The organism is Herbaspirillum sp. GCM10030257, assembly GCF_042666555.1.
Lineage (GTDB): Bacteria > Pseudomonadota > Gammaproteobacteria > Burkholderiales > Burkholderiaceae_D > Noviherbaspirillum.
In genome coordinates this window covers 40528-55409 of the sequence record NZ_JBHTDH010000027.1, presented here as the reverse complement: position 1 = coordinate 55409, position 14882 = coordinate 40528, and the positions used below count along the sequence as shown (strand labels likewise).

Annotated in this window: 12 protein-coding genes and 1 pseudogene; all 13 read right to left on the bottom strand. The window is 59.0% G+C overall.

Annotated features, from left to right (window positions below):
* Window positions 1-274: pseudogene (locus ACFQUU_RS24595) on the bottom strand (phosphomannomutase/phosphoglucomutase); the annotation flags it as partial.
* A gap of 112 nt (window positions 275-386) precedes the next feature.
* Complete coding sequence (locus ACFQUU_RS24590; protein WP_382250761.1) at window positions 387-1508, bottom strand: glycosyltransferase; 1122 nt, start codon at window positions 1506-1508, stop codon at window positions 387-389.
* A gap of 148 nt (window positions 1509-1656) precedes the next feature.
* On the bottom strand, window positions 1657-3135 hold the full coding sequence (locus tag ACFQUU_RS24585) for a flippase (RefSeq protein WP_382250760.1): 1479 nt from the start codon (window positions 3133-3135) through the stop codon (window positions 1657-1659).
* A gap of 12 nt (window positions 3136-3147) precedes the next feature.
* On the bottom strand, window positions 3148-4305 hold the full coding sequence (locus tag ACFQUU_RS24580) for a glycosyltransferase family 4 protein (RefSeq protein ID WP_382250759.1): 1158 nt from the start codon (window positions 4303-4305) through the stop codon (window positions 3148-3150).
* Between the two features lie 13 nt (window positions 4306-4318).
* A complete protein-coding gene (locus ACFQUU_RS24575) occupies window positions 4319-5182 on the bottom strand; it encodes a glycosyltransferase family 2 protein (protein WP_382250758.1) in 864 nt (287 codons plus the stop codon).
* Between the two features lie 65 nt (window positions 5183-5247).
* Window positions 5248-6474, bottom strand: a complete 1227-nt coding sequence (locus ACFQUU_RS24570; protein WP_382250757.1) for a glycosyltransferase family 4 protein — start codon at window positions 6472-6474, stop codon at window positions 5248-5250.
* 2 nt (window positions 6475-6476) lie between these two features.
* Window positions 6477-7412: a GDP-mannose 4,6-dehydratase gene (locus ACFQUU_RS24565; RefSeq protein WP_382250756.1), complete on the bottom strand. Its 936-nt coding sequence runs from the start codon at window positions 7410-7412 to the stop codon at window positions 6477-6479.
* The gene (gene gmd / locus ACFQUU_RS24560) at window positions 7396-8439 is read right to left on the bottom strand and encodes a GDP-mannose 4,6-dehydratase (protein WP_382250755.1); all 1044 of its coding nucleotides are present in this window, start codon (window positions 8437-8439) and stop codon (window positions 7396-7398) included. The genes ACFQUU_RS24565 and gmd overlap by 17 nt, the downstream gene beginning before the upstream one ends.
* 140 nt (window positions 8440-8579) lie before the next feature.
* Complete coding sequence (locus ACFQUU_RS24555; RefSeq protein ID WP_382250754.1) at window positions 8580-9977, bottom strand: glycosyltransferase family 4 protein; 1398 nt, start codon at window positions 9975-9977, stop codon at window positions 8580-8582.
* 4 nt (window positions 9978-9981) lie between these two features.
* Window positions 9982-11214: a hypothetical protein gene (locus tag ACFQUU_RS24550; RefSeq protein ID WP_382250753.1), complete on the bottom strand. Its 1233-nt coding sequence runs from the start codon at window positions 11212-11214 to the stop codon at window positions 9982-9984.
* A gap of 109 nt (window positions 11215-11323) precedes the next feature.
* The gene (locus ACFQUU_RS24545) at window positions 11324-12607 is read right to left on the bottom strand and encodes an ABC transporter ATP-binding protein (protein ID WP_382250752.1); all 1284 of its coding nucleotides are present in this window, start codon (window positions 12605-12607) and stop codon (window positions 11324-11326) included.
* Window positions 12607-13392 carry an ABC transporter permease gene (locus ACFQUU_RS24540; protein WP_382250751.1) on the bottom strand — a complete coding sequence of 262 codons (786 nt, stop codon included), beginning with the start codon at window positions 13390-13392 and terminating at the stop codon, window positions 12607-12609. The genes ACFQUU_RS24545 and ACFQUU_RS24540 overlap by 1 nt, the downstream gene beginning before the upstream one ends.
* An 11-nt stretch (window positions 13393-13403) precedes the next feature.
* Window positions 13404-14813 carry a mannose-1-phosphate guanylyltransferase/mannose-6-phosphate isomerase gene (locus ACFQUU_RS24535; protein WP_382250750.1) on the bottom strand — a complete coding sequence of 470 codons (1410 nt, stop codon included), beginning with the start codon at window positions 14811-14813 and terminating at the stop codon, window positions 13404-13406.
* Window positions 14814-14882: the final 69 nt, after the last annotated feature.

Below are 14882 nucleotides of genomic sequence, written 5' to 3'. Positions count from 1 at the left end.
GCACGTGGGTGGCGAAGTACAGCATCGGGGTGGCGACCACGCCGAGGTCAATCACATTGATGCCGGCGCGTTGCAGGCCCGAGGCCAGTGCGGCCGACAGTTCAGGGCCGGACAGGCGGCCGTCGCGGCCGATGACTACGGTCTGTTCACCTTTGCGGGCTGCAGCGGTGCCAAATGCCTGACCGATCCCGGCGGCAACATCCGCGTCGAGTGTTTTGCCAACGATCCCACGGATGTCGTAGGCCTTGAAGATGCTTTGAGAAAGAGAAGCCATAATTAACAGAGCCACAAAAACATAGAACTATACGGAAGACCGGCCGATGCTGCAGGCGCCATGTTCGCCTGAGGCGCGTTCGCCCGGAATGCTTTCGGCCGGACTGGTGGGACTACTTGTCACGCTGATTGCGCTGTGACTTTTTTTTTCTGCGAACAATCATCCAGCGCGGTGACCGGAAACGCACGATCCGCGCATACAGCCAGACGTAGCTGACAATGAAAAGCATGCATAGCGACATCAATGCCCAGGTATGACGCCATAAAAGCGTGGCCGGAATCACTGCCATCAGGGACAGTAGCCATAGATAGGGGGACGTCATGGCGTTGCGCAGGTTCAATGCGCGCGCATCGCGCCGGCCCACCGCCCACAACACCACGCGGCGGAAAATCAGGCTGTGCAGGTGGATGCCGTCCGGCGTCCCGGGCGACTGGCCACGCAGGAAAAGCCGGCGGTATGCGGAAAACAGCGTCTCGAATACCGGATAAATCAGCAGCAGCACTGCATACCAGGTCGACACTTCCGGATTGCGCATGACCAGCAGTACCGACAGTTCGCCCAGCATGAATCCGAGGAAATAGGCTCCGCCGTCGCCCAGGAAAATCAGCCCGGCCGGATAGTTCCAGATCAGGAAGCCGGCTGCCGCACCAGCCACGACCAGCGCCGCCACGACGATGAAGGTATCGTTGACCTGCAGCGCGACATAACCGAGCGACAGCAGCATGCAGATGCTGACGACAGTGGCCAGGCCATTGAAGCCATCGATGATATTGATGGCATTGGCAATCCCTGCGACGGCCAGCACCGTCAGCGGCAGGGCGATCCAGACATAGTGCAGCGACCAGACCGAATCGATCCAGTCTATCCGCTCGATGCGCGCATTGAGCAGGTAAAAGCCCATGACGGCAGCCACCATGGTCATCAACAGCCGGCGTGCAGGACTGACGTTTTTGGTGAAATCCTCGATGATGCCGCCGGCGAAGGCGACGGTCGAACAAAGCAGGATCAGCAGGATGCCCTTGCCGATATCCGGCGTGCGCAGCATGGCGATCCCTGCTGCGATCACCACGGCCAGGAAGATAGCTGCCCCGCCGATGCGCGGCACGGCGCGGGCATGCACCTTTTGTACGCCGTCGAGATCGTTGTCAAGCGCCGATCCATGCAGTCGGGTCTGCTTGATGATGAAGAGCGTCAGAAAGGCGGAAACAATGAAACTGATGAGAAAAGACGACATGAAAGATTAACAATGGCTACAGGCCGACGCTCTCAGGCCAGATATTCATGACATGGAAGCTGGCGTTGCTTAGCCGGGCGAAAGAAGGTGACAGTCTAAATTATTGCCATACGTTTATCACCTGATTTGGGAATTTTTTACTAATCTTTCAGGGACTTATCTGATTATCAACTTGGCGGCGAGGACGCCGCAAGACCTCGTTGCGGTCTTGCGGAGAAAGGAATTGCAGCCAGCCAAGACCCAAGCCTGTGAGGGTGGCCGCCGCGCAGGCGACGGCTCGCCATGGCCACGGCACCATGGGCCCGGACCATAGGCCCGCCGCAATGATCAGGATCATGCCGGCCAGCAAGGGGAAAGCGGCTGGACGGAGCCCCGTCCGGCCGGCATACGCAAGTAAAAGCAAGCAGTCGACCGTTACCCGCACCGTCCACAACGCTGCGGCGCCGACGATCCCGTTGGTGGCGACGGCGACATACAAACCGGACGCATACAAGGGCAACTCGACCAGATGGATACGGGCGGTCAAGCTCGAGCGCCCGGTCGCCTGCAGCCAGGCAAATGGCAGGTAGGCAATGGCATTGACGAAGATCCCGACCGCAACGATTTCCACCACGCGATAGCCATTGATGGCGAAATCTTCGCCCAGCCATAAGCGTAGTCCGTCATAGGCGCCTGCCGCTGCCAGCGCACACAGCGGTAGCATGAGTGCAGCCACCACACGAATGCCTCTTTCGTAGAGCCCGGTCAGCGCCGCCTCGCTCCGCGCGTCAAGCTTACCGGCGAACTTGGGAAACAGCACACCCGCCAGCGCACCGGGAATCACGAGCGTACGCAGCATCACCTCCTGCGAGGTGACATACCAGGCAACTGCCTTTGGCGGCAGTAAGGCAGCGAGGACGAAGCGATCCGAGTACACCATCAACGGGCCGATGATATTGGACACGGTGATCCACCCGCCTTCCTGAAAGAACAGTCGCATGCTGGATGGGCGAGCCGCCCCCAGCAGAATGCCCGGCTCGGCGCGCAGACACGCGAGCGCATGGGCGAGCAAGGCCAGCACGCGTCCAATGACGATTGCCGCGATCAGGCTATCCAGCGTCGGCGACACCAGCGCTGCCACGGCCGGAGCGGCATAGGTCCATGCACCGAACACAGTGCGCAGCAAGTTGACCCGCGCGAAACGGTGGACGCCCTCCAGTGCGCCGCGCAACCAGTTGGTGGCCAGTGTGACGGGAATGCTCCACGCGATCCACGCCCATCCTGCGGCTATTTCACGACCCAGGTTATCCGGCGGCAGGTAAGGCTGGAACAGCGGACGCAACAACCACAGCACCGCGCCGATCGTCAGCAAGCCGGGAAGCGCCCGCCACCAGAAAAAGCCACGCAGGATCGTCAGTTCTTCGGCCAGGTTTCCCTGGTCGGCCGCATTGGCGACCCGTCGCGTGACGACGCGGCTGAGACCGAAATCGAGAAAGCTGAAATAACCCACCAGCGCCCAGACGATGCCGAGCGCGCCAAGGCGCTCCACGCCGGCCGCATGCGCAATTACCGGCACCGATACCAGCGCTACCAGCATGGGAAGCACGTGCCCAAGCAGGTTGAAGGCAAAGAAGCGCAGGGTGTGCATGAAGAATGCGACTCAGGCCGCGATGGCCGATGGCGTGACGACCTGGTCGTAAAACGCGAGCGAGGTGCTGGTCATGTTTTCCCAGGTAAAGTGGCGGCTTTGTTCCAGTCCCCGAGCAGCGAGCGCCGCCCTCGCCTGCGGATCCGCCAGCAGTCCGTCGATAGCTTCCGCAATCTGCGCTGGCTGATGCGGGTCAACCTGCAGGGCGCCGTCGCCCGCCACTTCGGGCATCGACGACAGGTTGCTGGTGATCGTCGCGACACCGGCCGCCATGCCCTCCAGCACCGGCAGACCGAACCCTTCGTAAAAGGATACATAGGTGAACAGCAGCGCACCCTTCAGCAGCGCATGCTTTTCCGCTTCATTGATGTAGCCGGTGAGCACGATACGTTCGCGTAAGGGCGATGCCTGCACGTAGTGCAGTAGCGTGTCGTAATCCCAGCCGAGCTTGCCGGCGATGACCAGCTTGACTGCGGGATGGCGCGCGGCGATGCTTTCAAAAGCTTTGACCAGGCCCAGGATATTTTTACGTGGCTCGATCGTGCCCACATACAGGATGTACTGGTCGATCGCGAAGCGCTGTCGCAATCCATCCAGCAGCGTCGGGTCGGGCGGACTGGCGAGACGCGCCAGATCGGTGCCGAGCGGAATGATCTCTTCCGGTACCCGACTGGATGGGAAATAACGATGGAAGTCCTTTTTCGTCGATGCCGAAATGAAGAGCAGCCCATCGGCGCGCGGCAGGTGGCGGATAAAGAACTGGAAGAACTTGCGCTTGACCGGCACATGCAGTTCCGGAAACAGAAAGAACGACATGTCGCAAACTGTCACGATGCGCTTGAAGCGACCGAAGGATAACAACGGAAAACTGTAGTGCAGCGAATGAACGGCGTCGATGCCTCTGGCAAGTGCATACGCAGGAATCAATACCTGTTCGAGCAGTACCCGAAAGGCAAAGCGGCGGAACAAAGTTGCTTTCAGAGGCAGCACGACGGCAGCGGGAATGGCGCGCGTCTCGGCCAGCAATTCGCTGTCATCGTCCTGCACCAGGAAATAGAGTTGCCGGTCGCCCGACATGCTTTGCAGGCGGCGCACGTAGTTCACCGCATAGATGCCGACACCGGTTCGCTGCAGCGGCAATTGGGTGAGGTCGATCAGCACCTTTTTCATGGTTGCGCCAAACTCAGGGTTTGCGATCGAGCAGCGAACCGGTTGCGGCCGGGAGTTCGGCAGCGTGCTGCAAATTTTGCAGCGCACGGCGGTTGACCGCAACACGCTCCGCATCGCACAACCAGCCCCACTTGCCGAAGTACTGGACTGCGGAGCGGATATGCCTCAGCAGCAATGCGCTGTTCTTGTACGAACCCTTCTGGTAGGCATGGGTGATCGACACGCCGGGAAAATAAACGGTACGGGCAACGCGCCCGACACGACGCGACAGGTCCACATCTTCGAGGTACATGAAGAAACGCTCATCGAAGCCGCCGACCTGCTTCAGCACTGCACTGCGCAGGAACATGAAGCACCCGGACAGCGCCGGCACTTCCATGATGCGGTCATAATCGCCGCGTCGCATTTCATAGTGTTCAAGCCGTCCGCTCAGCCGGTACAGTCCCGGCAGGAAACGTCGCACCGTGAGGTCGACCGGATGCGGCAGCAACTTGCATAAATGCTGGCGGCTGCCGTCGGGGTAACGGATATCAGGCATGATGAGGCCGATATCCCGGTGCTGTTCCATGTAAGCAAACAGGGCAGGCAAGACTTCGGGGCCGAACGAGATATCCGGATTCAATACGACGTGATAGTCGACACCCTGCTCCAGCGCGGCTGCCATCGCAAGATTGTGCGCAACGCCAAAGCCGGGATTGTCCGGACGATGGATATAGTGGGCGCCGAATTGATGCGCGACAGCGGCGAGTTCGTCGTTACCCGAGTTATCGACGAGGTATAGTGCAATATCCATCGGCGTCGACGCGACGCTGCGCAACACCTCGGCAATCTGCTCGGGGTCGTTGTGGTAACTGACGACGGCACAACTAAGGCGCATGATGCTGGCTCGCTTGCAAAAATAATCTCGGGACTCGTGTTATCGGCATGAGGGTTTGCCGTCGTTCAGGCAAGCACCTTACGGTAAATCGCCAGCGTTTCCAACGCAAATTTGCGCCAGGTAAAACCTTCGGCTCGCTGGCGGCCTGCCGTGCTCAGACGGGCGTGCAAGGCATCGTCTTCAATCAGCGCGCGCATGTATGTGGCGATGCCGCCATCGTCAAGCGGCTCAACCAGCAGGCCTGCATCGCCTACCACTTCGGGCAGCGACGCACGGTTCGACGCAATGACCGGCACGCCGCAGGCCATCGCTTCCAGTGGTGGCAAGCCGAAACCTTCATACAGCGACGGGTACACGAACAAGCGTGCGCCCGAATACAGCGCCGGCAGATCGGCCTGTGCGACGTAACCCGGCAAGCGCACTTCGCCGCGCCGGATCATGTGCTTGAGGCTGTCGGAAAAGCTTTCCATCCCCCAGCCGTTCATGCCGACGATGACCAGAGGATAGCGCTGTCGCACCGCGTCGGGCAACTGAGCGTAGGCGGCAATCACGGTGGACAGGTTCTTGCGCGGCTCCAGCGTACCGACGGCCAGCAGGTATTGGCCGGGTTGCAGGCCAAACTGCTGCAGGACCGGCGCGCAGTGGAGCGGTGCCACCGGCTGGAATTCAGGCGACACGCCGAGCAGGACCGTCGTCACCCGCTCCGGCGCCACGCCGTAGTAGTCCATCACTTCACGCCGCACAAACTCGGAATCGACCATGATGTGACTGGCGCGCCTGACCACCGAAGGCATCACCCGGTTCATTTCGCGCACCCGGTCTTCCGGATGCGTCTCCGGATGGCGGATCCAGGAAATGTCATGCACGGTAACCACGGTCGGTCCCTTGAAGCGGAAAGCCAGGTAAGCCGGTTCATGGTACAGCGTGATGCCGTTGGCCTTCACGCCTGCAGAAAACCGCGTCTGCTTGAGAAAACGCGCAATCACGTGCGGGCGCGGCAGCAGCCGCTTGATCGCATTGTTGACCTGGCGGACTGCCGCCGGTGCCGCCGTACGCACCCTGGTATCCCAGGAAGTGCCGTAAAACAGCCATGGCTGCTGCGGCATCAGTTGCTGCATTTCGGCAATCAATCGATACGTGTACTGTCCGACACCGGTCAGCGGTCCCAGCAAAGGCACGGCGTTGATACCCAGTCGCACACCGGAGATCACGTCCGTGCGAAGCTGCTCCCGGGTAGGGAGCACTTGCTCGTCCTGAAACGGCGCGCCGGTTTTGTCACACAAGGTATGCACGCTTATTGTCCGATGCCAGCCGCATACATCCAGCGTAAGGTCTCTTGCAAAGGAATGGGATTGAGGTCGGGAACGATGCTGCGCAGCTTGTCGGGCGATCCAACCAGGGTCTTTACTTCAGACTGCCGCACGAAGGCAGGATTGACACGGACTTCAATCTGATAACCCGCGATTTCCTGCATCATCTCAATGATGGAACGCAACGAATAAGGCTGACCAGTGCAGACATTGACGGTTTCACCAGCGCAGTCATTTTCCAACAAGCCGTGGTAGGCATGCGCCACCATGCGCACGTCGGAAAAATCCCGCTCCACGTCGAGGTTGCCAAGTTCGATGACCGATGCATTGCTGGCGAAATGCGAAACGATCTTGGGCACCAGGAAATTCGGCTGCTGGCCGACGCCGGTGTAATTGAACGGACGCGAAATCACGATGGGCAAACGGTCGGACCAGGTTCGCACCAGGTGTTCCATCGCCAGTTTGCTGGCCGCGTAATGATTGACCGGCTGCGGCGGCTGCGTTTCGGCGATCACACCGGCAGTCGCGTTGCCATACACATTCGCACTGCTGGCGACCAGGACGCGTTTGACTGGCGTCCCCGTGTCGCCAATGGCTTGCAGCAGATTCATGGTGCCGATGACATTGACCCGATAGAAGGCATCGGCATCGGCATGGGCAACGAAGCTGATCGCCGCCAGATGCACCAGAAAATCCGGGCGGACCTTGTCGATCACGCGCCGGCAGTCATCCAGCGACGTGATGTCGAGCGTCGTTTCATGCGATCCGCGCGCGGCGCCAACCAGCGCGCCGCACACCGAATAGCCGGCCGCCTCCAGTTCCGCCCGCACATACTTGCCGGTGAAACCGTTGGCGCCGGTGAGCAGCACGCGGCCGCGATGGCCGTCTGCTGACTGATCCTGATTAGAAGGAGAACCCACGCTCGTTTCTCCGCAAGTCGGCCTGTACCATCATCTGGCACAACTGCTCCAGCGTTGTTTGCGGTTCCCAGCCCAGCTTCTGCTTGGCTTTCTCGGGATTGCCGATCAGCAGATCGACTTCCGCGGGACGATAGAATTTCGGATTCACGCGGACCATGATCTTGCCGCTCGACGTGTCGACCGCGGTTTCATTCTCGCCCGAGCCACGCCATTCGAGCTGCATGTCAGCCGCCTTGAATGCCATGGTGACGAAATCGCGTACGGTTTCGGTACGGTTGGTGGCCAGCACGAAAGTATCCGGCTCGTCAGCCTGCAGCATGCGCCACATGCCTTCCACGTATTCCTTCGCATAGCCCCAGTCGCGCTTGGCATCCATGTTGCCGAGCTCGAGCACGTCCTGCTTGCCGAGGCGGATCTTGGCAACGGTGTCCGTGATCTTGCGTGTCACGAATTCGCGGCCACGCAGCGGGGATTCATGGTTGAACAGAATGCCGCTGCAGCCGAAGATATCGTAGGACTCGCGGTAGTTGATCGTGATCCAGTGCGCGTACAGCTTGGCGACCCCGTACGGGCTGCGCGGATAGAAAGGCGTGCTTTCGATCTGTGGAATCGCTTGTACCTTGCCGAACATTTCCGAGGTGGATGCCTGGTAGAAGCGAACCTTCGGATTGACGATGCGGATGGCTTCGAGCAGGTTGAGCGGGCCGATGCCGGTGATCTCGGCAGTGGTGGCCGGCTGGTCGAAGGACACGCCGACGAAGCTCTGCGCGGCGAGGTTGTACACCTCGGTGGCGCCGGTTGACTGCAGCAGGCGGATGCTGGCGCTCAGATCAGTCAGGTCGTATTCAACGAGGTGCAGCTTCGGATGCTTTTCGATGCCCAGTTCTTCAATCCGCCAGAAATTGACCGAACTGGTGCGGCGATAGGTGCCGTAGACGGTATAGCCCTTGTTAAGCAGAAGTTCGGCGAGATAAGCGCCATCCTGGCCGGTGATACCGGTGACGATTGCAGTAGATGGTGTAGTCATTGTTAAGCTTTATAAAGTCTGGAAATGAAAAGGGAATACCAACACGGGTCGGCAAATCTGCTCGTCATTGCATTTTAGAAACAGTGCTCGGAGCATCTGCACAAATTAATCGAGTTCAATGTTGTCGGTGATAACGGAAATCAAAGTTGCTTCAGAATTGACGCAGCAGTCTCATTCCATGAGGTTGTTTTGTACCGGCTCTTGATGGCATGCACCTTTGCCTCCAGCGTAGCCGGGTCAGTCGAATAGGTCTTGATCTTGTCAGCCCAGCCCAGCACGTCCCATGGCTCCAGATAGTCAAGGATATCACCGGCGATTTCCGGAATCGACCCCGCATTGGACGTCAGACAGAATTTTCCATGCGTCAGGCTCTCTGCGACCGGCAAGCCCCAACCTTCATACAGCGACGGGTATACGGTGAATGCGCAGCTTTCGTAGAGCAAGTCCAGGTCGGCGTCCGTCACACGGTTCAGCACAATGATCTTGTCGCGTACCCGCTTGTCTTGCTGGATGGTAAAAATGAAATCGTTGACCCGCCATCCCGGCATGCCGACGAACACCAGTTTCGGCAGGTCGGTCACGCCCTGCTCGATCAGGCGCACATAGGCGTTGTACAGCACCTGGTGGTTCTTGCGGATTTCAATGGTCGACACCATCAGGATGAAACGTTCCTGCGCGACGCGCTTGACCGCATCCGAATGCTGCTGTTCGTGGATGACCGGCAACATGTCGCCCAGGCGCACGACCGACATGTCGGGCACAGGCGTGCCGAGCTCGACCAGCAGCTTGCGCAGGTCCTTGCGCGTGCATTCCGAAATGCAGAAGATGTGGTCGGCAATCCATGCCATGTTCGAGAAATAATGCGCAAAGAACTGGTCTGCGCCTTCCGAATAGAAGTGCGGGAACAGCACCGGAATGATGTCGTAGGCGACGCAGTTGATGCGGAAGCCGATTTCCTTCTTCAGGCGATACAGGAACTCGATCTTGTTGTGATCCCAGTCCAGGCCCATGGTCAGGTAGGTATCGGTCTTGCGGATATTGGCCTTCGGATAGCTGGATGGCTCGTTCGCGACGCCTGCATTCGACTGCAGCGCCGGGGCAATGGCGTCCGGCGTCTTCCATTCACGGTAGGCATACGCGGCGATACGGCGCATCTTCATCAGTTTGGCCTTTGCCGCGAGCTGCTGGCGCACCGGCAATGCAGAAACGCACTTGCGAGCGATACGGCGCAATACCTGTTCGCTGCGGCGGGCAAAACCGACCTCGCCGGATGCTGCCGCGACCGGGGCGACGACCGGCGCCACCGTCGGCGCATCGGACCATACGCGGTTGAGGATGCGCCAGACCTCATCCAGCGGCAATTCATAGTAGGACAGCGTGCGCTGATCGAAGATGCAGGCACGCATCCGGCCCGGCACCATGTTCAGCAGCGCGCGGCAGCACTCCTGCTCCATGCGCACGATGCCCACTGCCGGCCGGGTCCAGTTGAACGAGGTCGTGAAATCGAACCAGATGGTTGGCTCAGTGTGAGTGGACACGGCGTTAGCGAGCATTGCAATCTTTCAGAACAACTTTGGAAATTTCCTTCAGGGTGTTTTCCCACAACAGGCTTTCGCGCCTGCGGCGGCTATCTTCACTGACCTTGTTGGGTGGAAGGCTGAGCAGCGACACGAGACGGCTCCGGAACGCCTGCGGATCGTCTTCGATGAAGACCCCGGCTTCATTGGCAAAATGTTCGAAGCCGCGAAAAGCGGTCGAGGTGCCGAGCACATAGGCGCCGGTCACCAGGGCTTCGGCGGTCTTGATATTCGAACCGCCACCGGTCGTGATCGGCAGCACGAAGACTTGCGTAAATTTGCGCAGTGCTGCTACGCCGATGTTATCCACCGGTCCGAACAGGATGCTGCGCGAGCGGTTGATGCTGATCCACTTGTTGAATTCCTCGGAACGATCGATGAGCTGGCACACGCCTCCGGCCACGACCATCTTGCGATCGGGCGGCAGGAAGGCCAGCGAATTGCCGAGCAGCGAAAAGAAACCGACCGCATTTGGCAGGTGGGCGCTGCTGATATAGGTGGCGAAGGGTTCTTTCGGCACAATGGCGCGCCAGCCTTCGACTGACTGCGGATCGACATCCAGCTTGCCCACGCCATTGGGCAGCAGCACCACATCGTCGCGACCGCCAAGTTGCTGGAATTTGACGCGATCCTGCTCCGACACCGCGAAAGTGATGTGTGCGCTGCGCACCAGTTCGATTTCGATCTGGCGAATGCTGTCACTGATGAGGCTGACATAGTCCTGCGGCGCCTTGATCTTGTGCAGCACTTCTTCTTTCATCTCGTATTCGATGTTCTGAGACGAAAAGATGACGCGCGGCGCAGGGCCTGCTGCTTCCGATGATTGGGACGCAAGGATCTTTTTGACGACCGGCCAGAAATACGGCTGCTCCAGCTGCACATAGTCGTAGCCGCCGGTACGGATTTTCGACGCGAGCTTGTCGTAGATGACCGGATCTTGCGCGACGTGCAGCGCCGACAGGTAGTCGTAGACCGCGTAGTCGAACTCCTTGTTGATGGTGACGGCCAGGCTGCCCGGCAGCGGAATGTCGGTGCTCTCGTAGTACTGATAGCCGCCTTCCTGAAAAAACGACACCAGATCGACCTCGATCCCAGCCCTTGCGTATTCCTGCTTGATGTGGAATGTCCGAAGCTGTCCGCCATGGCGCGGCTCGACGATCGGATAGTTCGCCAGCATCAGTATTTTTATCTTCTTCATCGTATCCCGATTGATTTTGTACGAGCCTGAATCACAGCCCCTATCAATTCAATACTGCTCCCTGCCTGCCCTGGCCGGCAAGCGTCTCTGTCCTGCACACTATGTGCTGCTATCTTGTTGCTGTGTGTGTTGCCATTGCATCGGCAACGTGCGCAGCGGCCGAACCGGGCCGCGCGATGCTGATCTGCGGGTTGAGCCATGCGCAGCCGACAAACTCCGGCTTGCTCAGATTGGTCACCGAAAAGACCAGTGCCAGATCGCGCCATTCATAATTATGGACGAGGTGCGTATCTGTACTTTCCAGCGCGGTCGCAATCGAATAAGTCCCCGGCCCCAGGTTCAGCGGAAAATCGACCCGGTAAGTGATCACTTCGCCCGCTGCCACTTCATGCAAGGGTTGCCTGGTCAGATCGGTATTGGTTCCGTAAATCGCCTGACCCAGCCTGTCCTTGATCATGTAGCCCAGCACCAGTCGCGGAATCGCGGCATGGATCTTGACCTTGACCTGCAGCGTGACGGGCACGCCGACATCGAGCACCTCCTGCGCTTCGCCACGTTCATTGAGCAGGGCAATATCGATGACGGTTGCCTCGCCGGTGCCGGAAATCGTCTGCACCTTGCCATCGGCAAGCACCTGTTGCTGCAGGTTCAGGTTGGCATTTTCCCGCTCCGCCAGCCGGGCGTTATAGTAATCCATCACCTCTTCCGGCGCACCTTCCTTTACCAGTCGCCCGCCGTCGAGCAGGATGGCTCGGTCGCAGATCGACTGGATTGCGTTCTTATCGTGCGAGACGATCAGCAGCGTGGTGCCGGCCCTGCTGTACGAGCGAATGCGGTCGAAGCTCTTGTGCTGGAAATAGGCATCGCCGACCGACAGCGCTTCATCGACGATCAGCACATCCGGCCGCTTGGCGGTGGCGACGCTGAAGGCGAGCCGCATCTGCATGCCGCTTGAGTACGTACGTACCGGCTGGTCGATGTAGTCACCAATTTCAGCAAATGCTTCGATATCCGGCATTAGCTGGGCAATTTCCTCGACGCTCAGTCCAAGCAGCTGACCCGACATGAAGACATTCTGCCTGCCGGTGAAATCAGGATGGAAACCCATGCCGAGCTCCAGCAACGCCGCCACCCGTCCGGTGATTTCGACGCTGCCGGTAGTGGGCTGCGTGGTCCCGGTGATCATCTTGAGCAGCGTGCTCTTGCCGGCGCCATTGATGCCGATGATACCGACCGCCTCGCCCTGCTCCAGGTTGAAGTTGACCTCGCGCATTACCCATTTCAGGCGATGCCGTGGCCCGCCGAAGGGAAATACCCATTCTACGAGGCGCGACCAGTGATTGTGGTACTGCTTGTAGGCTTTACCAAGGTTTGAAACGCGTATCCGGCCCATCAGAGTTCATCCACGATTTCGCCGACGCGCTTGCGGAACAGGCGCATGCCAATGACACACAGGAGCACGGCCAGCGCTGCGGGAATCAGCAGCGTGCCCCACTCCGGCCATTGTCCATGCACCAGGATGTTTTGATAGGCGCTGACGAGGGGCGCCATCGGATTCAGGTTCAGGTAAGGACGCACTGCTTCGGGCAGGATGGACGCCGGGTAGACCACCGGTGTAAACCAGAACCAGAATTGCAGCAAAACGGCGAAAAACTGACCTACATCACGAAAAAAAACATTCAACACGCCGACAATGATACCAAGGCCAATTGCGAACGCGATTTGTATCGCGAGCACAGGAAAGACCGCTATAAAGCTGATTCCCGGAAATGTGCCGGAAAACAGCAAAAACAGCACAAACAGGCTGAAAATGATCACAAAGTTGATTCCCGCATTGAGCACCACGATAATCGGCAGGCAGATGCGGGGGAAACTGATCTTTTTGATCAGATTGGCGTGTTCGAGGAAGACGTTTTGCGCCCGGCTGACAATTTCGGCAAACAATCCCCAGGTGAGGATGCCCGCGCACAGGTAGATGCTGTACGCGAACCCGTTGTCGACACCCGGCAGGCGGGTCTTCATGACCTGCGAAAAGATGACCGTGTACACCACGATCATCGCCAGCGGATTCAGAACCGTCCATGCTGCGCCCAACAGCGAATTGCGGTAACGCGACTGAAACTCCCGCTTGACGCTGCCCGATATGAAGCCGCGATAGCTCCATATCGAACGCAACATGCTTACTGCCATTATTGAACCCTGCCGTATATATCTTCAAAGCGGACGATATCATCCTCGCCCAGATAGGAGCCGCATTGTACCTCGATCAGGGCCAGTTCCGTGTCGCCGACGTTGGTCAGGCGGTGCTTGTTGCCGGCCGGGATATAGGTGGACTGGTTGGCTTCCAGCGTGACGGTCTGTTCGCCATTGATGACTTCGGCCTTGCCGGACACCACGACCCAGTGTTCACTGCGGTGGTGATGCATCTGCAGCGACAGGGAAGCACCCGGCTTGACCGCAATGCGCTTGATCTTGAATCCCGGCGCGTCCTGCAGCACCGTGTAAGTGCCCCAGGGACGAGCCACCGTGCGGTGGTTCTTGTGCGCTTCATGGCCGCTGGCCTTGAGGCGGTTGACCACTTCCTTCACTTCCTGGCTGCGCGACTTGTCGGCCACTAGCAGCGCGTCTGGCGTATCGATCACCAGCAGGTTGTCGAGGCCGATCACCGCGACCAGACGATCGGTGGTCTGGATATGGGTGTTGCGGCTGTCGATGACGATGGTCTGGCAATCATTATTGGTATTGCCCTGCGCGTCCGCCGGAATGGCTTCCGCCACGGCTTTCCAGGCGCCGATGTCGCTCCAGTCAAAATCGCCGGGGATCACAGCAATGTTTTTCGCCTTTTCCATCACCGCGTAATCGATCGAAATGTTTTCCAGCGCAGTGAAGCTGGCGGGCAGTTCCATCTTGTCGCCGTCCGGTTTGGTGCTGTTCCAGACTTCGCGTGCCGATTCGAGCAATGCCGGGTTGTAGGTCGCAAATGCATCGAGGATGGTGCTGGCCTTGAAACAGAACATGCCGCTGTTCCAGACGAAGTTGCCTTCGGCCAGCATGCGGGCTGCATTCACGGCGTCCGGCTTTTCGACGAAGCGCTGAACGACCTGTGCGTGTTCGCTGACCTTGTCGCCCATTTCGATGTAGCCAAAACCGGTTTCCGGGCCGGTCGGCTTGACGCCGAACAGCACGAGAAAACCATCTTTCGCGAGGTTTTCCGCATGACGCACCGAGGTGTAGAAGGATGGCGTGTCCTTGATCAGATGGTCGGCCGGCATCACCAGCATGCAGGCATCGGGTTTCTGCTGGACCGCCCACAGCGCGGCAAGCGCAATCGCCGGCGCGGTATTGCGGCCGGACGGCTCAAGCATGTACTGTGGCTTGACCTGCTGGTCCGCCAACTCATCCTTCGACAGAAAATAATAATCGCGGTTGGTGACGATCAGCGGCTGCGTATTGCCGGACACTTCGAGCGCGCGCTCATGCGTCTGCGTGAGAAGACTCTTGCCGCCGCCGATGCGCATGAAAGGCTTTGGATGCGCTTCGCGCGAAACAGGCCACAGTCGGGTGCCGGCGCCGCCGGAAAGAATAATGGGGATCAGCATAGTTTTTTTCTCACAGTGTTAATTCGTTGAGGCTGACGACAGAGCCAGTAATTGAAATTCAACGCCATC

Coding starts and splice junctions, on each gene's coding strand:
- ACFQUU_RS24590 (WP_382250761.1), bottom strand. CDS start 1,508: ATGTCGTCTTTTCTCATCAGTTTCATTGTTTCCGCCTTTCTGACGCTC.
- ACFQUU_RS24585 (WP_382250760.1), bottom strand. CDS start 3,135: ATGCACACCCTGCGCTTCTTTGCCTTCAACCTGCTTGGGCACGTGCTT.
- ACFQUU_RS24580 (WP_382250759.1), bottom strand. CDS start 4,305: ATGAAAAAGGTGCTGATCGACCTCACCCAATTGCCGCTGCAGCGAACC.
- ACFQUU_RS24575 (WP_382250758.1), bottom strand. CDS start 5,182: ATGCGCCTTAGTTGTGCCGTCGTCAGTTACCACAACGACCCCGAGCAG.
- gmd (WP_382250755.1), bottom strand. CDS start 8,439: ATGACTACACCATCTACTGCAATCGTCACCGGTATCACCGGCCAGGAT.
- ACFQUU_RS24550 (WP_382250753.1), bottom strand. CDS start 11,214: ATGAAGAAGATAAAAATACTGATGCTGGCGAACTATCCGATCGTCGAG.
- ACFQUU_RS24545 (WP_382250752.1), bottom strand. CDS start 12,607: ATGGGCCGGATACGCGTTTCAAACCTTGGTAAAGCCTACAAGCAGTAC.
- ACFQUU_RS24540 (WP_382250751.1), bottom strand. CDS start 13,392: ATGTTGCGTTCGATATGGAGCTATCGCGGCTTCATATCGGGCAGCGTC.
- ACFQUU_RS24535 (WP_382250750.1), bottom strand. CDS start 14,813: ATGCTGATCCCCATTATTCTTTCCGGCGGCGCCGGCACCCGACTGTGG.